Origin of the sequence: Streptomyces piniterrae (assembly GCF_005048155.1) — a bacterium.
GTDB classification, from domain to species: Bacteria; Actinomycetota; Actinomycetes; order Streptomycetales; family Streptomycetaceae; genus Streptomyces; species Streptomyces piniterrae.
The window spans coordinates 12,952-32,670 of the sequence record NZ_SUMB01000003.1; the positions used below are offsets into that span (position 1 = coordinate 12,952).

Below are 19,719 nucleotides of genomic sequence, written 5' to 3' on the forward strand. Positions count from 1 at the left end.
CGTGAATGTAACGGCGTTTGGAGCCTTTCTGTCCGCCAGTGCCTCGCGTTCATCCGATCGTGTGAGCAGGGGCGCGGGCGCTCCGCGGGCGCACCCGGCACCGGCCGCCTCCCGGAGCCGCGACCGGCGCCCGTACAGTGGCAGACGTGCTGCGGGCCGTCCGGTGGATCACGGCCGGGCCCGCGAGAAGCGACAGAGGTTCGAAGAGGAGCTGCCGTGACTGCGATCTCTCGGGGGGAGACCCCCGCACCCGAGGGGCTGCGCTTTGTGCATCTGGGCTTCGGGGCGGACGCCGTGGAGTACGAATCGGCGTGGCAGGAACAGCGCCGGGTGCACGCCGCCCGGTTCGCCGACGAGGTTCCCGACACCTGCCTGCTGCTGGAGCACCTGCCCGTCTACACCGCCGGCCGGCGCACCTCCGATGACGAGCGCCCGCTCGACGGCACCCCCGTCATCGACGTGGACCGCGGCGGCAAGATCACCTGGCACGGCCCCGGTCAGCTGGTGGGCTATCCCATCCAGAAGCTGCCGCGCCCCGTCGACGTCGTCGCCCATGTGCGCCGTCTCGAGGACGCGCTGATCCGGGTGTGTGCGGAATTCGGCGTCGAGGGCACCCGGGTCGAGGGCCGCAGCGGGGTGTGGGTGCTGGGAGACGCCGTGAGCGCAGCCGAGCACCGGGCGGCCCTGGGCGGGCTGAACCTGGACTTCGACCCCCGGGTGTCGGACGAGCTGTTCGACCCGCGGCTGAGCGGCCCGGAGTACGCGCCGTCCAACGCCGGCCAGCGTCGCGAGGACCGCAAGCTCGCCGCGATCGGCATCCGCGTCGCCAAGGGCGTCACGATGCACGGCTTCTCGCTGAACGTGAACCCGGACAACACCTCGTTCGACAAGATCGTGCCGTGCGGCATCCGTGACGCGGGCGTGGCCTCGCTCGCGGGCGAGCTGGGCCGGGAGGTCACCATCGCCGAGGTGCTGCCCGTCGTCGAGCGGCATCTGCGGGACGTCCTGGAGGGCGCGGAACTGCTGCCCCGCGCGGTCTAGGGCCGGCCCCGGGACGGCACCCGCACGGGCCCGAGGAGACAGCCGGGAATGCAGCCCCTTCATACGGGGTTGCCCTGCGCGTAAAGACGTGCGAATCAACGGGCGTACCCTGGTGTACGCCGAAGAAACGAAGTGGTAGGGAGCCGGACGTGTCCGCAGTCGCACCCGACGGGAAGCCAGTGCCAGGGCCTGACGGCCGGCGATTGTTGCGTCTCGAGGTCCGGAACAGCCAGACCCCCATCGAGCGCAAGCCCGAGTGGATCAAGACCCGGGCGAAAATGGGCCCCGAGTACAACCACCTCCAGGGCCTGGTGAAGAGCGAGGGTCTGCACACGGTCTGCCAGGAGGCGGGCTGTCCCAACATCTACGAATGCTGGGAGGACCGCGAGGCGACCTTCCTCATCGGTGGCGACCAGTGCACCCGGCGCTGCGACTTCTGCCAGATCGACACCGGCAAGCCGCAGGAGCTGGACCGCGACGAGCCCCGCCGGGTGGCCGAGTCCGTCCAGACCATGGGCCTGAAGTACGCCACGATCACCGGCGTCGCGCGCGACGACCTGGAGGACGGCGGCGCCTGGCTCTACGCGGAGACCGTCCGGCAGATCCACGCCGCGATGCCCGACACCGGCGTGGAGCTGCTGATCCCCGACTTCAACGCGGTGCCCGAGCAGCTCGCCGAGGTCTTCTCCTCCCGTCCGGAGGTCCTGGCCCACAACGTCGAGACGGTGCCCCGCATCTTCAAGCGGATCCGCCCCGGCTTCCGCTACGAGCGGTCGCTGGAGGTCATCACCAAGGCCCGTGAGGCCGGCCTGGTCACCAAGTCGAACCTCATCCTGGGCATGGGCGAGGAGCGCGAGGAGATCAGCCAGGCGCTGCAGGACCTGCACGACGCGGGCTGCGAGCTGATCACGATCACCCAGTACCTGCGTCCGTCGGTGCGGCACCACCCCATCGAGCGCTGGGTCAAGCCCGCCGAGTTCGTGGAGCTGAAGGAGGAGGCCGAGGAGATCGGCTACGCGGGCGTGATGTCCGGCCCGCTGGTCCGCTCCTCGTACCGCGCCGGCCGCCTTTACCAGCAGGCCATCGAGCGGCGCGAGGTCGAGGCGTCCAGTCAGGCGGTTTGAGCCGGCTCGGCGCGACGTCTTGTGAATCGTGGCACATGCTGAGAGGACGCGGCCCGCACTCCCCCATGTCGGGGGGCGTGGGGGCCGCGTCAACGTTTCATAGGTGTTTGACCGGCAGGTCATCCGTTGGTAACACCATTCGGTGACGATGGATGCACGCACCGCTCACCCCCCTCCCGCTCCGCCGACCCTCTGCTTTAGGGAGACCGCCACCATGCAGGCAGCGCCGCTCCGCGCCACCGCCCTCACCCTCCCCTCCGTCACCGGTGCCCTCCGTGCCGTCGAGGCCGTTCTGCTGCGCGGCGGACAGCGCACCGCCCGGCGCAACGCCTGGACATCGGTCCTGGAGGACCGCCGCCGGGCCAAGGACCGGTACGAGGCTCAGCACGTACTGGAGGCCGCGGCGACCGGGCGGCCACAGGCCACGTAAACTTCGCTGTATGGCGAGGAAGGCAAACACTGGCAGCGCTTCCGGCACTGCCGGCGCTGAGAACCCCGGGCGGCTGAAGCAGATCGCCCTGACCTACAAGATGACCCGTCGGGTCGACTCCAAGGTCGGTCTTGTCGTCGCTGGCGTAGGCATCGTCGTATTCGGCGTTCTCCTTGCCATCGGCTTCGCGATCGGCCATCCCATCTACGCGGGCATCCTGGGCTTTGTACTGGCCTTCCTCGCGATGGCGATCGTCTTCGGACGGCGCGCCGAGCGAGCTGCCTTCGGGCAGATGGAGGGCCAGCCCGGTGCGGCGGCCGCCGTACTGGAGAACGTCGGCCGCGGCTGGACGGTCACTCCGGCGGTGGCGATGAACCGCAGCCAGGACGTGGTGCACCGCGCCGTCGGCAAGGCCGGCATCGTGCTGGTCGGCGAGGGCAACCCGAACCGGCTCCGCGGTCTGCTGGCCGCCGAGAAGAAGCGGATGGCGCGCACCGTCGCCGACGCCCCGGTCCACGACATCGTGGTGGGCGACGGCGAGGACCAGGTGCCGCTGAAGAAGCTCCGTACGACCCTGCTGAAGCTGCCGCGGGTGCTGCCCGGCGCCCAGGTGACGGCCGTCAACGACCGGCTGCGCGCGCTGGGCGACCTGATGAGCAACATGCCGGTGCCGAAGGGCCCGATGCCGAAGGGCATGCGGATGCCCAAGGGCGGCGGCAAGACGCGCTGACCGGCCGGGCCGCCGCTCAGCCGACCGACGACCCGACCGACCACAACGCCCCGGAGCTGCTGTGCTCCGGGGCGTTCTGTATGGGGTGGGACGAGCCGCGTGAAATGGGACCGTTCCCCCCGGCACCCGGGGCCACCCGGCACCCGACTGGGCCGCTTGTCTGCGGCTTGTCTGCGGCTTGTCTACGATCCGAGCCGTGCCGGTCCGGCACCCGGCCGGATCCCGTCAGATCCGGACCTGCACCGAGCGGGAGAGGCGGTCGTGCAGTCCGCGTCCGTCGCGGTCCCAGATGACGGCCGGGATGACGACGACGAGCAGGACCGTGCGCAGCATCACCCGCGGCAGCGAGATCCGGGCGCCGTCCTCGGCGATCACCCGCAGGCCCAGCAGCCGCTTGCCCGGCGTGAAGCCGACCGTGCCGACCGTCAGGATGCTGAGCACGGCGAAGACGACCAGCGCCCAGTTGCTCGCCTGCTCCGGCCGGCCGCCGCTGAGCAGTCCGTATGCGATGATCATGCACAGCGCCCAGTCGATGAAGAGCGCGGCGAAGCGGCGACCCGGACGCGCGATCGAGCCCGGCCCCTCTTCGGGCAGTCCGAGCCGCTGCCCTCGATGCCCGAATTCGACGCCCATGTCCTCGGCTGCCGCGCGGGGCCCGGAGATCCACGATCCGATTGCTTGCCTGTTGTCCACCCGTCCACGGTACTGCGACCGCATACGTTCGCTTTCCGAGGGGCCGCGTGAGGGGGTCGGAACGGCTCACGGAGGCGCACACTGGGGGGTGAGGACGGCCGCGCGCCGGTTAACCTCACCGAAACAAATGGGTCATGCTTGGGAAATCCCGCCTGCCTATGGTCGGGCGAGCGCGCCACCGCACATGGTCGCGTTCCGAGTAGCAATCCCGCGTCCGCCGACCGGTGACCGGGCTAGGAGGAGTTGGATGTTCCAGAACGCCGACGAGGCCAAGAAGTTCATCGCGGACGAGGACGTCAAGTTCGTCGACGTCAGGTTCTGCGACCTGCCCGGTGTGATGCAGCACTTCACGATCCCGGCAACGGCGTTCGACCCGGCCGAGGAGCTCGCGTTCGACGGCTCCTCGATCCGCGGCTTCCAGGCCATTCACGAGTCCGACATGGCCCTGCGCGCCGACCTGTCGACGGCTCGCGTGGACCCGTTCCGCCGCGACAAGACCGTCAACATCAACTTCTTCATCCACGACCCGATCACGGGCGAGCAGTACAGCCGTGACCCGCGCAACATCGCCAAGAAGGCCGAGGCCTACCTCGCCTCCACCGGCATCGCGGACACCGCGTACTTCGGCCCCGAGGCCGAGTTCTACGTGTTCGACAGCGTGCGCTTCGAGACGAAGTCGAACGAGTCCTTCTACCACATCGACTCCGAGGCCGGCGCCTGGAACACCGGCGCCCTCGAGGACAACCGCGGCTACAAGGTCCGCTACAAGGGCGGCTACTTCCCGGCCCCGCCGGTCGACCACTTCGCCGACCTGCGCGCCGAGATCTCCCTGGAGCTGGAGGCGTCCGGCCTCCAGGTCGAGCGCCAGCACCACGAGGTCGGCACCGCCGGCCAGGCCGAGATCAACTACAAGTTCAACACGCTGCTCGCCGCCGCCGACGACCTGATGCTCTTCAAGTACATCGTGAAGAACGTCGCCTGGCGCAACGGCAAGACCGCGACCTTCATGCCCAAGCCGATCTTCGGTGACAACGGCTCCGGCATGCACGTCCACCAGTCCCTGTGGCAGGGCGGCGCGCCCCTCTTCTACGACGAGCAGGGCTACGCGGGCCTCTCGGACACCGCCCGCTACTACATCGGCGGCATCCTCAAGCACGCCCCCTCCCTCCTCGCCTTCACGAACCCGACGGTGAACTCGTACCACCGCCTGGTCCCCGGCTTCGAGGCCCCGGTCAACCTGGTCTACTCGCAGCGCAACCGCTCCGCGGCCATGCGCATCCCGATCACGGGCTCCAACCCGAAGGCCAAGCGCGTCGAGTTCCGCGCCCCGGACCCGTCCTCGAACCCCTACCTCGCCTTCTCCGCCCTGCTCCTCGCGGGCCTGGACGGCGTCAAGAACAAGATCGAGCCGGCCGAGCCGATCGACAAGGACCTCTACGAGCTCGCCCCCGAGGAGCACGCGGGCGTCCCCCAGGTCCCCACCTCCCTCCCGGCCGTCCTCGACGCCCTCGAGGACGACAACGAGTACCTCCAGCAGGGCGGCGTCTTCACCTCCGACCTGATCGAGACCTGGATCGACTACAAGCGCACCAACGAAATCGCGCCGATCCAGCTGCGGCCGCACCCGCACGAGTTCGAGCTGTACTTCGACATCTAAAGAGGGGGTCGGGTGACCTGGGGCCAGGCTCCGGAAGCCTGACTGGCAATCAGATGCGAGAGTGAGGGCCGCCATCTCCGAGGAGATGGCGGCCCTCACTTGCATGATCCTGTGGGGTCGCTGACCTGGTCTTTTGACGATTGGTGGCGACGGTCTTGATCGGGTGTCTTGCGGACTGCTGCGCTGTCAGCCTGGTGGGCAACCTCGGCGTGTTGAGGTGGATTCGCAAGACTGAAGTGAAAGGCGGCACTACTGCCGCAGGATGCTCACGATCTCGCGTGCCTTGGCGATTGCTGCCCGGGGGCCGTGCGCCACCATTGCGGAAGAAGAGCGCACCCGAATTAGCGCGGCTCACGTGGCGGACGCCGCCCAAAGACCGCTACATCGGCGCCCATGCTCAGTACGAGATCCCCTTCGGCCGTAAGGGCGACGGCCTGAGGACTGCTCGCTGCCAGGAGCCCGGTGGGCTCGCCTGTACGAAGGTTCCACGCCCGTACCGTCCCATCGAGCTCACCGCCGCTTGAAACCGCGATCGGGGTGCCGTGCCGGACGGTGCACGCCACCGCGACCACCGGGCCGTTGTGACCGATCAAGGGCTGGCCGAGGGGCTTGCCGGAGAGCAGGTCCCAAGCCAGCACCTTCCCGTCACCGCCGCCGGTTACCGCGACCGGCATGCCGTCCAGGCTCGTACACGCCACCGCGAACACTCCGCCGTCGTGTCCTTCCAGGGGCGAGGCGATGGGCTTGCCGGAGGGAAGATCCCATAAGCGCACCCTCCCGTCGCCCCCGCCGGTCACCGCGAGCGGCCTTCCCTGCCAGCTCGCGCACGCCACCGCGCGCACCCAGCCCTCGTGACCTTTCATGGGAGGACCGAGGGACGTACGGGAGGCCAGATCCCAACCTCGCACCGTCCCGTCTTGTCCGCCGGTCACCGCGAGCGGCCTTCCCTGCCAGCACGCGCACGCCACCGCGCGCACCCAATCGTCGTGGCCGGTCAGGGTTTTGCCGAGGGGGGTACCGGAGGCCAGATCCCACACGCGCACCTTGTGGTCCTCGCCGCCGGTCAACGCGACCTGCTTGCCATTCAGGCTCGTGCACGCCACCGCGTACACCGTTCCGTCGTGCCCGGTCATGGGCCTGCCGACAGGGGTACCGGAGGTCAGGTCCCACACCCGTACGGTCGCGTCACTGCTGCCGGTCACCGCGACCTGTCTGTTGTTCAGGCTTGTGCACGCCACGGCGTACACCCAGTCCTCGTGGCCGGTGAGTGGATTGCCCAGAGGAGTGCTGGAGGTGAGGTCCCATACCCGGACCGTCCCCTTGCCCTCGCCGCCGCCGGTTACGGCTACAGGGGTGTCGTCCAGCCTCGTACAGGCCACCGCGTTCACCCAGTCGTTGTGGCCGACCATTGGCTGTCCGATGCGGGTACGAGAGGGCAGATCCCACAGGCGTACCGTCCTGTTGCTGCCGGTCACCGCGACCGAATTGCCCGACCACGCCACTGCTCGCACCCAGTCGTCGTGGCCGGTCAGGGGTTTGCCGAGAGAGGTACCGGAGGCCAGATTCCACACGCGGACCTTGTGGTCCTCGCCGCCGGTCAACGCAACGGGCCTGCCGTTCACGATCGTGCAAGCCACCGTGTACACCCTGCCGTCGTGACCGGTCGGGGCACCGAGGCTTCTTAGGGAACCGAGCCGTGTTCCGGAGGCCAGATCCCACGCGCGTACCGTGCCGTCAGTGCCGCCGGTCACCGCGATGGGCGCGCCCTCCCGGTATGTACACGCGACCGCCAACACCTCGCCTCTGTGGCCGGTCAGGGGATCGCCGAGGGGCGTACCGGAGGCCAGATCCCACACCCGTACGGTGCCGTCAGTGCCGCCGGTCACCGCGATGGGCGCGCCCTCCCGGTACGTACACGCGACCGCCAACACCTTGCCGTCGTGGCCGGTCAGGGGGCGCCCCAGGGCGGTGCCGGAAACCAAGTCCCATATGCGCACCGTTCCATCATCGCCGCCCGTCACGGCGGCGGGGGTTTGGTCGAGCTTCGTGCATGCCACCGCGAGCACCTTGCCCTCATGGCCGGTCAGGGGCTGGCCGACAGCCGTACCCGCGGCCAGGTCCCACACCCGCAGCGTCCCGTCGTCGCCGCCGGTCACCGCGACCGGCCTGCTGCCCAGGCTGGTACACGCCACCGCTCTCACCCTGTCCTCGTGGCCGGTCAGGGTGTCGCGCAACGCCGGGGAAAAGTTGCTTCCCGTGGCCCACCGGGGCGCCCAGTTCCCCTCCGGGATGTGGTCGGCCAACTGCTGCTGCAAGGAGTTGGCACCTGCCCGCGCGGCGTCCAGGGCGAGTACCTGTCTGCGGACAGCCGCGGTGGCGGTTCCGTGGATGCTGATGGAGGCGCGGTAGACCGCTGCCGTCAGCCGGGCACGCTCGGTGCGGGCGTGGTGCAAGTGTGGGGTGAGGCCGCGGGGGGTGGCGTGGACGAGGTATTCGGTGTCGGTGACGGTCTCGTCGAGGCGTCCGGCTGCGGCCCCGTGGGTGGCAAGGTAGTTGAGGGTGTAGGGGTGTGCGCGGGACCAGTCGCGGGTCGAGTCGGCGCGGTAGGGCACGCGGTCGGTCAGGACGTCGGTGAACGCCGCGTGCACGGCTTGCGGGTCGATGCCGTCGCGCAGATGCTCGGCCAGGGCCTGGTGGTAGAGCCTGTAGGCGGAGCGGCCGGATTCAGTGGCTTCCACGGCGTAGGAACCGGCCGTGTCGCGCAGCCACAGGAGGTCTTCGTCGGTGTAGGTGCGGCCGGAGATCGCGGAGGCCAGCGGGGCCCAGATGTCTTCCCACGGCACACCCTGGCCTTCGGCGAAGGCCAGGGGGCGCAGGAGGTCCGCGGCCCGTTGCGCGTCCGGGCCCAGGCGGTGCGTGAGGTCGTCGTGCATGGCCTGTCCAGGCAGGCGAGGCAGGCTGTTCTGCCACTGCTGGTCCGACGGGTCGGCGATGACGTCGTCGGCTGCGGCGAGGGTGCCGGCGGCGATGCGGGCGACGAGGAACGACGTTCCGGCGGCAGCGGCGACCGCTTGGGCGACCGGAGCTGCTGCTTCGGGGTGCCGGCTGTAGGGAGAGGTGCGGTGGGCTTCGAGCAGGTTGTAGACGGTGTAGGCCTGCAGCGCCTCGGGGTCGGCGTAGCGGGGGTCGTCGAGGTCGACGACCTGCTCGCTGGTGGAGTGGTGCTTGAGGGTGACGCCGAGGCGGTCCAGGAGGTGCGGGCGGGTGCCGAGCAGGAGGCGCATGCGGCCGTCCGAGTGGTCGATCAGGGGGCGCAAGATCTGTGAGCACAGGGTGTCGGGTGTGGCGGCCTCGTCCAGGGCGTCGATGAGGACGGTGAACGGCCGCTCGCCCTGTCGTGCGCCCAGGGCTTCGAGCAGTTCGCCGACGGTGTCGGCATGCACGTGGGCCGCGGCGGCCAGTGCGTGCAGCACGTCGGTGTCGGTGAGGTTCTGGGCGTAGACGGAGACGTCGAGCGCGCCTTCCTCGGGGATCAACTGGGGGGCGAGGTTGAGGGAGTCGATGGGGACGGTGCGGCGGCGTTCGGGATGGGCCAGGGCGGCGATCAGGCCGAGTACGGCGGTCTTGCCCGAGCCGGGGCCCGCGGTGACGACCCGGCACGTCGATTCGCTGCCGGTGCCGGGCGATCGGAGCCAGTTCGCGAGGTGGTCCAGGGCTGCGTGGCGGCCGCAGAACCACCAGCCCTGGGAGGCATCGCCGTGGTAGCCCATGGCGCGCACCAGCAGGCGGGTGGTGAATTCGGTGGCGCGCCGCCGGGCCTGTTCGTCGAACTCGGCGGCCTGCTGGACGGCCAGGTCCACGTCGGTTAGCCGGGTGCTGTGACGCGGGTTGGGCAGGAAGGCGGGCGGCTCCCCGGTCAGCCCGATCAGGGCCAGGCCGATGCGCTGGTACGTGGGCCGGTCACGGTGGTCGTTCATCTGCTGCACCACAGCGGACACCGACAACGTATCCGGGCCGTGCCCGGCGGTGGCCTGGCTGGCCACGGCCTCGGTGAGCAGGTGGGGGAAGGCGCCGGCCTTGGCCTGCTGGTGCGGCTGGGCGGAGGAGACCACCACCAGCCCCGAACCGGTGGTCTGTCCCCACTTCGCGCCTATGCGCCCCAGGGCGGCTGCGGCCAGTTCGTTGCCTCCCTGCCCGGAGTAGCAGGTGTCCAGCAACAGCATCAGCCGCCGTACCTTCGTTCCGACCAGCATTTTGCGGGCCAGCTCTACGGCGGGCAATGAGGTACCGGCGATATTGTCCCCGTCGCTCTCGGCGGTCAACAAGACGTACTCGCCGCCCTCGTCGAGGACCTCGCCATGGCATGCCAGGTAGACCACGATCACGTCGTCCTCGCGACGGTCCGGAGACGCGCAGAACGCGTTCAACTGGCCGGTCAGCTGGGTGCCGGTGGGGTCCAGCCCGAGGCCGGTGTAGTGCTGGTAGCCCAGCTCGCCCGTGAACAGCTCGATGACGCGCTCACGGGCGTCGACCAGCTCCCGCCGGTCCAAATCAGGGGAATTGGGGTACCGGGAGACGGCGGTGGCGATCAGGAACCGGCGCGGCTCCTCCGTACCCGCACCGTCGCTGTGCAGAGCGGTCATGCCAGCCCTTCCGCGATCGCGCGCCCGCACAACTCATCGGTCAGATAAATGGTCGCATCATGCGCGTGGGAACCGTTGTGCACCCGCGCCGAACGCAGGCCCTCACCGAACGCCGGACGCAGCTCCTTCACCAGCGCGACCACATCGCCCTCATCAGCGATGTTCGTCCACACCAGGCCCTGCCCACCCGGCCACACCCCCTGCGCCGCGCGGCCCAACTCGACCGGCCGGGGCTCCAGCCGATGGAAAATCAAGTTCGGGATGCCCAGCGGAGACCCCAGGGTCACCAAGGCCCGCACCCGATGGCCGGGCAGGGCGCACAGCGCCTCATAGGCGACCACCGAGCCCAGGGAGTGCGCCACCACCACCCGGGTGTCCTCCCCGATGGCATCGATCACCCGAGTACGGGCTTGGGTCCGCAACTCGGCGTCGAGGAGGTAACGGTGGACCTGTTTCAAGTCGAAGACCATGGAGCGCAGGGCGAGACCGGCGAAGAACCGCGACCCCGACAGGGCCCGCAACGCAGCCTGCACCGAGCGTGGCGTCGCAACGAGAGTGTCCGCACCAGGAGGCACCACGCCGGGGTCGGTCTCGGCCGCCGCACGCCACCAAGCCAGCAGCAGCTCCTGCTCGAAACCCTCGTCCACATCGGCGGCCGTGAAGCGAGGATCCCCAACCGCGAGATACTGCCCAGCCGGTCGGAACAAGTCCCCATAGAACGCCATCGCCAAATCCAACTCGGACACGGCGTCGCCGACCCCCGCGCGGCGCAACCCATCGGCCATAGCAGGCTGCCACTCCTTCAACAGCGTGCCCTCACCTAACAGTTGCTTGCCAATCCCGTGCACCCCCACCACACGCGGCACAAAAACCCCCGGAACTCTCTCAGCTGTAACAAGCACTGTAGGCACAACCACCGACCACCGTGCCAGCAGCGGCTGGATCCGGTGTTGTCGCGCGTTACCCAACAGGGAGGCGCGCCTCCTTCCAGCCGTCAAGCGAGACTTGTTGCCTGCCGCTGAGGTAGCGATGAAAGGCGCTGGCGGTGGTCTTCTTGCGTCCTCTGTCGAGGACTCCCCAACCCCCCACCAGCGCCGTCTAGAAGCGCGCGTAGCCCATGTGTTGGCAAGCAGCTTCCAGGAGAGTCAGCTCAATAGCGCCCTTCTTGGTGTGGCACAAGCACAGCCAGAGAGTCAGGGCTTGAAGCTGACCCTGGAATCCGACATGGCGGACGAGGTTCTCCGTGAGCCGCTCCCCCGGTTGGAGCAAAAGGCGGGTGGCTGTCCACGACGCGCTCAGCTCGGCACAGGTGACTGTAACGCGGGCTGATCGCGGCACCATGCTTCTGCCGTCCGCGTGCGATGCCGAGGCACTCCTGTGGAAGCGAGTACCCGGCGGCCTCCCCCGCGACGAAAGGCAGGAGGCTGAGGAGTGGGCTCGGCCCCGCGCGTACCCAACCTCACCGCACGCGTCCCCCGGCGGCCACGGGGAGAAGCCCCGGGCGCGCCTGTTGGTGGGGAGTGCCGGCAGCTGCGGACAAGGGCGTGACCGGCTCATCGCTTCCGCGTAGGCGCCGACGGACACGTCAGACCCCGTCATGCTGGAACAGGCATGCATGGGCCTTCGGCCTACTACCGTTCAGTCAGAAACATGTGGCCGATCTGACCGAAGGGACATTACTCACGTGAAAGTGGCCCTGCTGAGCCCCGAGAATCCGACTGAGCTCAGCGACGTCGAACTGCTCGACAGGATCGGTCATGGCGGGACCCACCAGGTGTCTTCCGGGGAGTCGCGGGGCGGCGGGTCGAGCGTCGTGAAGGTGATCAAGCCGTCACTCCGAGACTCCGAGAGCCGTCTGCGATTGGCGCAGGAGACGGAGAGCCCTGAAGACGATCTGGGGGCCGCAAATCGCCGCGTTCCTGGATGCCGATCCGGAGGGCCCTGCAGCCGTGGCCAGCGACGGAGTACATCGGCGGCCCCCTATCTGCGGGACCACATGGCCGGGCCCGGCCTGCTTCCCCTGCGCCCACGCCCCCCGGAACTGGATCAATAACGCCAACTCGATTGCCGATCATGGGTAGTTCGGTCACGCTAATGACACACAGTTAGCCGGAGGGGCGATGAGCATGGGCACCGCGGGTCTCGAAACACAGCCCAGCGCGACGACGTACGACCTCGAAGACTTGATCACTCACGCCTGGAGCGGAAAAATCCGCGTTCCGCATTTCCAGCGGGACTTCCGCTGGGGGACACAGGACGTCATCCGGCTCTTCGACAGCATCATCAAGGGCTATCCGATCGGCAGCCTCCTCCTCTGGGTCAGGCGCTCGCCCGCGGACACCCTGACCCTTGGCCGGCTCAAGATCGAAGCCCCCGCTTCGGAGGAGACACTCTGGGTGGTCGACGGCCAGCAGCGCATCACCAGTCTGGCCAACGCCCTGTCCCCGCAGGGCAACCCACACACCCCGTTCTCCGTGTACTACGACCTCGCGGCGAAGGAGTTCGTACCCCAGCCCAAGACTCTTGAGCCGCAGCACATCCCGCTCCCCGTCCTTTTTGACCTCAAGGTCCTCATCGGCTGGTTCCGCGGCGAGGGACAGGCCGCCTTCGAGTACTTCGACGAGGCCGAACGGGTGGCCAAGATCCTGCGGCAGTTCAAGGTTCCGGCGTACCTAGTCCGGCAGGACGACGAGAAGATCCTGACCGACATCTTTGACCGGATGAACAACTACGGAAAGCGGCTGAGCCGGGCCGAGATCTTTTCCGCTCTCTTCGCCGGTCCCGAGGAAGGTCACCAGAACCGCCTGTCTCTCTCCCGCATCGCCGACCGCGTCGCCGACCGCACCGGCTTCGGCACGATCGACGACGACACGGTGCTCGCCTCGATCCTCGCCCGGCGGGCGCCCGACCCGGCCCGGGACATCCGCAACGAGTTCGAGGAAAGTGGGCGGCGTGCGGTGCGAGAGTTCCCCGGCGAGGAGCGGGACACCGCGTATGCCGAGGGGGAGGAGGCTCTCGTCCGCGCCGTCGGCTTCCTGCAGACGCACGCCGGCGTGCCGCACCTCTCACTCCTCGCCTATCGGGCCCTCCTCGTCGTCCTCACCCGCTTCTTCGCCCACTTCCCCGAACCGCAGGAGAACACCCTGCGCCTTCTGCGCCGGCTGTACTGGCGTGTGGCGGTGGCCGGCCCGGCTGTGTTCAAGGGCAGCTTCACCCAGGTCGGCCGGGTGCTTTCGGCCCGAATCAAGCAGGGCGACGAGCGCGGTTCCATCCATGGACTCATCGCAGCGATGGCCGACGCCCCCACCTCTCCGCCCAACGCCGTACGTTTCAAGACCAACGAAGCCACCGCGAAGGTGGTACTCAGCGCATGGTGGTCGCTCGGTCCACGTTCTCTGGTCACCGGCCAACGGTTCGACGCGCAGGACCTCGCTACCCTGCTCGGCGACCAATCGACCGCCGCCATGGCCGCCCACCGGATCTACCCTCGCGGCCTCACACCGCAGCAGCAGCTCCTCGCCTCCAACCGACTGTTCCTGCCCACTTCCACCGATCCCGTCGACGAGATTCCGATACTGCTCGGGCAGAGGCCGATTGATCTGGACGACAGGACGTGGAACGCGGTCCTGGCCTCCCACTGCCTCGACGACTCCATGATCGACGACATACTGAACGACAACCGGAACAGTTTCCTGACTAAGCGTCAGGAGTCGATCACCAAGCATCTGCAGGAATTCCTGAACCGCATGGCCGAGTGGAATTACGAGGACACCCCCTCCCTGGACTCTCTCGACCTGGACGAACTGGACGACTTGGCCGAATGACACCACTGCCGGAGAAGTTCTTCGCGGTCCTCCTGCACGGGCGCCGCATCGGCACCCTCTGCCAGAAGGGCGACCACACGCGCTTCGTCCTCAGCGAGTCGTACCTGGACTCCCCGCTGCGGCCCGTACTCGGCCTGCGCTTCGAGGAGGGACTGACCAAGCCGTACGCCTCCGCCCTCCGCCTGCCGAAGTGGTTCTCCAACCTGCTCCCCGAGGGCCCGCTACGCGAGTGGATCGCCCACGACCGCGGGGTGTCACTCGACCGGGAAATGGAGCTACTCGTCCAGGTCGGCCACGACCTTCCGGGCGCGGTCCAGGTCATGCTGGCCGACGGTCCGGACGAGGACTGGGAGTGGGTCGAAAGCGAGGGCAGCGGCAGCGGGGCCTACTCCCTTCCTTCCGACTCACCCTGGCGTTTCTCCCTGGCCGGCGTCGCGCTCAAGTTCTCCATGCTGGCCCAGGGCGACCGCCTCACCGTGCCCGCCGCCGGTCAGCACGGCGACTGGCTAGTCAAGTTCCCCGACTACCGCCATCCCGACGTGCCGCGCAACGAGTTCGCCATTATGTCCCTGGCCCGGGCCGTGGGCGTCGACGCCCCCGACGTACGCCTCATACATCGTGACGAGCTCGACGGAGTGCCACCGCGCATGTGGCCCAACGACGAGGAGTGGGCATACGCGGTACGCCGCTTCGACCGACTGCCCGACGCACACCGAACCCCGGTCCACATTGAGGACTTCGCCCAGATCCGGGACAAGTACCCACAGGCCAAGTACGAGGGCACCTTCGAGAGCATCGCCGCTCTCGCCTACCGTGGCCAGGATTCCGCGGGCCTGCGCGAGGCCGTCCGACGCATCGCCTTCTCGACGGCCGTCGGGAACGGCGACGCCCACCTGAAGAACTGGTCACTGATTTACGCTGACCGCCGAGTGCCGGCCCTCTCCCCCGTCTACGACCTCGTGTCCACGGTCCCCTACGCCCCCGCCGACGAACCCGAGGACCTCGGCCTGAAGTTCGGCGGCAGCAAGCGCTTCGAAGACGTAGGGGTCAGTACATTCAAACGGCTCCAGTCCCGCCTGGACCACCACATGGGGTACACCCATGCGGACCTCCCTTCCATCGCCGCGCAGACCGTGGAACGCACACGGGCACTCTGGCCGGAGTTCGAGCACATCCTGGCCGACAACACCGCGCTGCGCTCCGGCGTGGACCAGTGGATCCGCCACCAGGCCGCGGCCATGCTGTCCGGGTCCTGACATCGGCGTCCCGCAGTCCATCGCAAGTGGACCGCAGGCACATGACTTGGCCCATGCGGTGGCACTATCCGTGGCGAGCGAACCCTACGAACTCGACCAGGCCGCGAGGCGTAGCACCCATCCTTCCCGCTGGGTGTCCTTTGCGTCCCGGACGTGGACCGAGCCGGCGCTCCCGGCGCCCGCGACGCCATCACCCCGTAACCCATGCTGTAGCTGCTCTTGAACTTGAACCAGGCGAGGTCGTCTGTACCCTGGCCCTGGCGCCCACTCACCGCGGTGTGCACCGGTTGTGCACCGGCCTGGTCGATCAATATGCATCTGCCCAGGTCAACGCTTTCCTCTAGCCATACTTCGACATCTAAGAACCCCACAGGTCAGAGCGGGTTTTCGCTCTCCTGGCAGGCTCTGGGCCGTCGGCCGTGTTCTTCCGCTCTCGGAAGGCGCGGCCGACGGCCTTTTCTGTGGGGCGGGTCGGGCTGCGGCCGGCGTCTCTCCGCCGTCGCCGTCGTGTTGTGGTCGGGCGGTCCTGATGCCGCGCTGCCGCGGCGGGCACGGCGAAAAACGATCTTCCGGGTAGGCAACGGTCGCGTCAGGATGGTGCTATGGGGGATTCCACTGTGCGCACCACGTTCCGTCTGACGTTCACCGACTATCACCAGGACCCGAACGACAACGACGTCCTTCGACGGGCGGCCACTGTCCAGGCCGACCGGATCACGTTCGACGACGACCACCTGAACCTCTGGCTCGCGGGCACCCACGTCGGAGAGTTCCCGCTGGACATCATCGAGTCCGTCTGCCCTCAGGGCGAGCCCGGCAGGAGGCGGGCGTCGCCGGAAGAGCTGCGTGCGCGCTATCCGCGGATGGGGCATCCCTGGTCACCGGAGGACGACGCTCGTCTCCTGGCGCTCTACCAGGATGGGGAGCGGGACTTCGACACCCTCGGGAAGCACTTCGGCCGGAAGCCCAACGCCATCCGTTCGCGACTGGCCAAGCTCGGCCTGGAAAGCCTCGCCTGACAGGGGCCAAGGCCCCAACGTCTGTGGCTGCCCGGCCGCGAGCCCCGTCACCGCCCCTGCGGCGGTGACGGGGCTCGTTGCTCATGCCAGGAGTTCGCGGAGTTCGGTCACCGCGGCGCGGAGGTGGTCGGCGAAGGTGTGCATTGGGGCGGCTACCGGGAGGGGGGTGCTCAGGTAGACGTTGAAGCGTTCGGGGAGGAGTACGTAGGCGACGCCGATGCAGCGGCTGCTGGTGGAGCCGAAGCCGAAGTACTGGATGTGGGCCGAGGGGGCGGAGCTGGTGCTCAGGTAGTCGTCGCGCATGGTCAGCCAGCCCGGGGTGCGGTAGAGGGCCGGTTGTTCGGTGACGCCCAGTTCGGCGCCGCGGCGGCGCTGGATGAGTTCCAGTTCCCAGAGGTGCTGTTCGGGGGCGTCACCGGCCTGGCATTCCTTGGCGCGGGCGACGTGCTTTTCGGCGGCGGCGCGGAAGGTGGTGCGGCGGGTGTCGGGGTCGGCCGCCGGGTCCTCCATCGCGGCCACGAACGCCTGGATCTCGGGGGTGACGACGCGCATGGCCTCGGTGCGGCCGCGGCGCCACTGGCGGGTGGCGATCGATTCGTATGTGGCGCCCAGGTGTCCCTTGGCGCGCTGGTGGGCGAGTTGGTAGGCGAGCTGGACGAAGGCGTCCGGGGAGACGCGGAGTGCCTTGGCGGTGTTGGCGCCGAAGTCGTCGAAGGAGACGGTGGTGGTGGCGGTGGCCTCCCCGTATGCGGCGAAGGCTTCGGCGGCGGAGCGGACCTGGGCGCGGAGGTCGTCGTCCAGGGTGAAGGTGAGGGGTTCCAGGGCGGGCAGGCCCTGGGAGCGGGCTCCGGACAGGCGGGAGTGCTCCGGTGCCGGGGTGCCCAGGAGGGCGTCGACGAAGCTGAGGACGGTGGTGCCGTCCAGTTCGCAGTGTTCGACGTTGATGCCCGCGCGGCCGTCGGCGAAGACGATGAAGGACACGGCCTTGTCGAACCAGCGGTTGCCCCGGTCGCCGTGCAGGAGGTTGTCGCACGCCTCCTGGGTGTCGGCGGGGGCGAAGTCCTCCAGACAGACGCAGAAGAGGGCGGTTTCGATGTCGTCGAGGGTGGTGGCGTTGCGGGGGTCGTACGTGCGGAGGGACTCGCGGGTGGCTGCCCACTCCGCCCTTGCCATGGTGGTGAGGTGGCCGACGGAGGACGCCGCGTCGGCGGGCTCGGCGCCGGCCTTGATGACCGCGTTCAGGCCCGCCTCCAGGTCGTCCAGGCTGTGCGGTACGCCGTCCGTGCCCAGGACGTCGAGCTTGTGCATGGCGCCGCGGAAGAAGACGACGATGTGGCGGGCGTCGGACGGGCCGGGCTGCTCCTCGGTGTAGGGCGCGCGGACGGTGTCCTGTTGCGGGCCGGGAATGCGGGTGGTGGAGAAGAGGTACTTGTTCTGCTCCATGGTCTGGGGCCGGCCGCGCTGCACGACAGGGGGGATGAGTTCCTGGTCGAGCTGCTTCTTGTAGTGGACGGCGCCGGCGACGAGGCCGGCCGCCCGCTCCAGCTGCGACTGGCCGGAGTCCTGGAAGAGGAAGAAGAAGTTGGCGTTGAGGGCGATCCGGTCGCGGCGGCCCAGGTAGCGGTACGGCCAGAAGGTGTCGAGCCAGCTGTGCACGCCGTCGGTGGCGTCGTACGCCTCCAGCGCGGCCTGGAGCATCCGGCCGGCGCCGTCGGGGCGGAGGAAGGCGGCCACCTCCGCCTCGGTGGCCGCCCGCTCGTCGGCCGTCAGCAGCGGCGCGCACCAGGCGAGGAACCGCTCGCAGCTCGCCTCCAGGGTGGGCAGGGGGACGCGCGGGAGGGTGTTCTCGTGGCTGAAGGTGGGGCCGGAGGACGTGGGGTCGGTGGCCGTGGGCGCTGATCCCTGGGCGTTGTTCACGTACGGTCTCGATTCGGCTGGGTGCGGGATGTGGGCGGGATGTGTGGGTTGGCTCTTGGGGGCGTGGCCGTGCGGCCCTGGAGGCACAGGGTCCTGGAGGCACAGGGCCCTGTAGGTGTGGATGGCTCGTGGCCGGTGTCGCTAATCCAGCAGTTGGTCACCCCGTACGGAACGGCCCTCGGCCGCCAGGTGTTCGGGGAGTACGCGGCCGAACAGCTGGTGGGTCCTGGCCACGCTGCCGATGACGCCGGGGCGCTCGCTGTAGGCGAAGATCGCCGAGTGGCGCGCGGCCTCGCCCCGTACCGGGCTCACCCGGTGCAACGAGTAGCGGCCCTTGAACAGTTGCAGATCACCGGGGCGGAGGGGAAGGCGCCGGACCAGCCGGTCGCCGCGGCCGGCCAGTACGTCCCGTACGTCGGCGAAGTTCTCGTCCTGTGCTGACCTGATGTTGGGGCAGTACTCGAAGTCGCCGCCGTCCTGCGGCTCCTGGGTGAGCATGCTGACGGTGAACTCGTTGGTGTCGAAGTGCCAGGGGTGTTCCTTGCCCGGCTCGACGACGTTGAGGACCAGGCCGGAGAGCGGGTCCGCCAGTTCGTGCAGCTGCGGGAGAGCGAAGCAGCGGGCGATGAAGCGCTGGAACACCTCGGCGGAGTAGAGCTGGCTGATGAGGGAGTTCGCGGGGATGCGGTCCCGCGCGACGAATGCGTTGCCGCGTTCGAAGGGCAGCCGGCCCGGGTGGTCCTGGGGCAGATTTTCGTCCACCGCGATGTTGTAGACATTTACGGTCTCGACGTCGAAGTGTGCGCGCGGGGCGATCGCCGAGCACTCCTGCCGCAGGACATCGCGGAGCGACGGGCGGATGAAGTCCGGGAGGACGGTGCAGCCGAGTGTCGACAGCTCGCGCCGGGCGCGGGTGATCACCGCCTGTCCTTCGGCGCCGTCGAGTGCCGACAGGGGGTACCGATCCGTGTCCACCACGTGATCAAGCGTCAGGGCTTCCAGGGTGCTCATTCGTTCCTCTCCACGTACCGGACCGACCGCCGGTAACTCCCTTACCGGCAACCACAGTTGAAGCACAGTTGAAGCTCCCATAGCGGTGACGTGTTGTCTGTGATACGTCACACCCGGCCGGGCGGCATAGTCGGGCCGCGGAGTGGTCAAGTGGCGACGGCGCTGCCAGGCCCGGAGCGGATCCGGTCTCCCCGGCGCTCCCCGCCGCGACCGCTCCCCGCGTCCCGCCCGCACCCCGCGCCCGCGCCCCCTGCCCGCACCCCGGCGATGTGACCTTCGTCGCGACCGGCGACGTCCTTATGCAACTAGTTGCAGAATGGCGGCCGGGTGGTCTAGAACCTTCCCTGACGACCGCCGCGCAAGGAGGCCCCCGG

Annotated in this window: 13 protein-coding genes; 8 read left to right on the top strand and 5 right to left on the bottom strand. The window is 68.8% G+C overall.

Translation table 11 applies throughout. From position 1 onward, the window contains the following. Window positions 1-216 precede the first annotated feature (216 nt). The 4 genes from lipB (at window position 217) to FCH28_RS08740 (ending at window position 3,325) form a co-directional block, all read left to right on the top strand. Window positions 217-1,041 (top strand): lipoyl(octanoyl) transferase LipB, encoded by an 825-nt coding sequence (lipB, locus tag FCH28_RS08725; RefSeq protein ID WP_136739205.1) that lies wholly within the window; start codon window positions 217-219, stop codon window positions 1,039-1,041. A 149-nt stretch (window positions 1,042-1,190) separates the two neighbouring features. Beyond that, window positions 1,191-2,165, top strand: a complete 975-nt coding sequence (gene lipA / locus FCH28_RS08730; protein WP_246102594.1) for a lipoyl synthase — start codon at window positions 1,191-1,193, stop codon at window positions 2,163-2,165. 214 nt (window positions 2,166-2,379) lie between these two features. Continuing rightward, a complete protein-coding gene (locus tag FCH28_RS08735) occupies window positions 2,380-2,595 on the top strand; it encodes an SCO2195 family GlnR-regulated protein (protein ID WP_136739206.1) in 216 nt (71 codons plus the stop codon). 10 nt (window positions 2,596-2,605) lie between these two features. After that, entirely contained in the window at window positions 2,606-3,325 is a 720-nt protein-coding gene (locus tag FCH28_RS08740; RefSeq protein ID WP_136739207.1) for a DUF4191 domain-containing protein, read from the top strand. A gap of 225 nt (window positions 3,326-3,550) precedes the next feature. Here the strand turns inward: FCH28_RS08740 and FCH28_RS08745 are convergent, their stop codons facing one another. After that, a complete protein-coding gene (locus tag FCH28_RS08745; RefSeq protein WP_169314105.1) occupies window positions 3,551-4,018 on the bottom strand; it encodes an RDD family protein in 468 nt (155 codons plus the stop codon). A 247-nt stretch (window positions 4,019-4,265) separates the two neighbouring features. Between FCH28_RS08745 and glnA the strand changes: the two genes are divergently transcribed. Next, window positions 4,266-5,675 (top strand): type I glutamate--ammonia ligase, encoded by a 1,410-nt coding sequence (gene glnA / locus FCH28_RS08750; RefSeq protein ID WP_136739208.1) that lies wholly within the window; start codon window positions 4,266-4,268, stop codon window positions 5,673-5,675. 341 nt (window positions 5,676-6,016) lie between these two features. Here glnA and FCH28_RS08755 read toward each other — a convergent pair whose 3' ends face one another. Both FCH28_RS08755 and FCH28_RS08760 read right to left on the bottom strand, forming a co-directional pair. Continuing rightward, window positions 6,017-10,318 carry a caspase family protein gene (locus FCH28_RS08755; protein ID WP_246102596.1) on the bottom strand — a complete coding sequence of 1,434 codons (4,302 nt, stop codon included), beginning with the start codon at window positions 10,316-10,318 and terminating at the stop codon, window positions 6,017-6,019. Continuing rightward, a complete protein-coding gene (locus FCH28_RS08760; protein WP_246102598.1) occupies window positions 10,315-11,184 on the bottom strand; it encodes a lipase family protein in 870 nt (289 codons plus the stop codon). The genes FCH28_RS08755 and FCH28_RS08760 overlap by 4 nt, the downstream gene beginning before the upstream one ends. A gap of 1,254 nt (window positions 11,185-12,438) precedes the next feature. Between FCH28_RS08760 and FCH28_RS08770 the strand changes: the two genes are divergently transcribed. From FCH28_RS08770 to FCH28_RS08780, 3 genes are all read left to right on the top strand, one after another. Next, on the top strand, window positions 12,439-14,142 hold the full coding sequence (locus FCH28_RS08770) for a DUF262 domain-containing protein (protein WP_222852405.1): 1,704 nt from the start codon (window positions 12,439-12,441) through the stop codon (window positions 14,140-14,142). Beyond that, window positions 14,139-15,398, top strand: coding sequence for a type II toxin-antitoxin system HipA family toxin (locus tag FCH28_RS08775; protein WP_136739211.1), 1,260 nt, complete (start codon window positions 14,139-14,141; stop codon window positions 15,396-15,398). The genes FCH28_RS08770 and FCH28_RS08775 overlap by 4 nt, the downstream gene beginning before the upstream one ends. Window positions 15,399-16,000: 602 nt before the next feature. Then, entirely contained in the window at window positions 16,001-16,417 is a 417-nt protein-coding gene (locus FCH28_RS08780; protein WP_136739212.1) for an SANT/Myb-like DNA-binding domain-containing protein, read from the top strand. A gap of 81 nt (window positions 16,418-16,498) precedes the next feature. Here FCH28_RS08780 and FCH28_RS08785 read toward each other — a convergent pair whose 3' ends face one another. Both FCH28_RS08785 and FCH28_RS08790 read right to left on the bottom strand, forming a co-directional pair. Further along, window positions 16,499-18,334 carry a choline/carnitine O-acyltransferase gene (locus tag FCH28_RS08785; protein ID WP_136739213.1) on the bottom strand — a complete coding sequence of 612 codons (1,836 nt, stop codon included), beginning with the start codon at window positions 18,332-18,334 and terminating at the stop codon, window positions 16,499-16,501. Window positions 18,335-18,475: 141 nt separating this feature from the next. Continuing rightward, window positions 18,476-19,345 (bottom strand): HalD/BesD family halogenase, encoded by an 870-nt coding sequence (locus tag FCH28_RS08790; RefSeq protein WP_136739214.1) that lies wholly within the window; start codon window positions 19,343-19,345, stop codon window positions 18,476-18,478. Window positions 19,346-19,719: the final 374 nt, after the last annotated feature.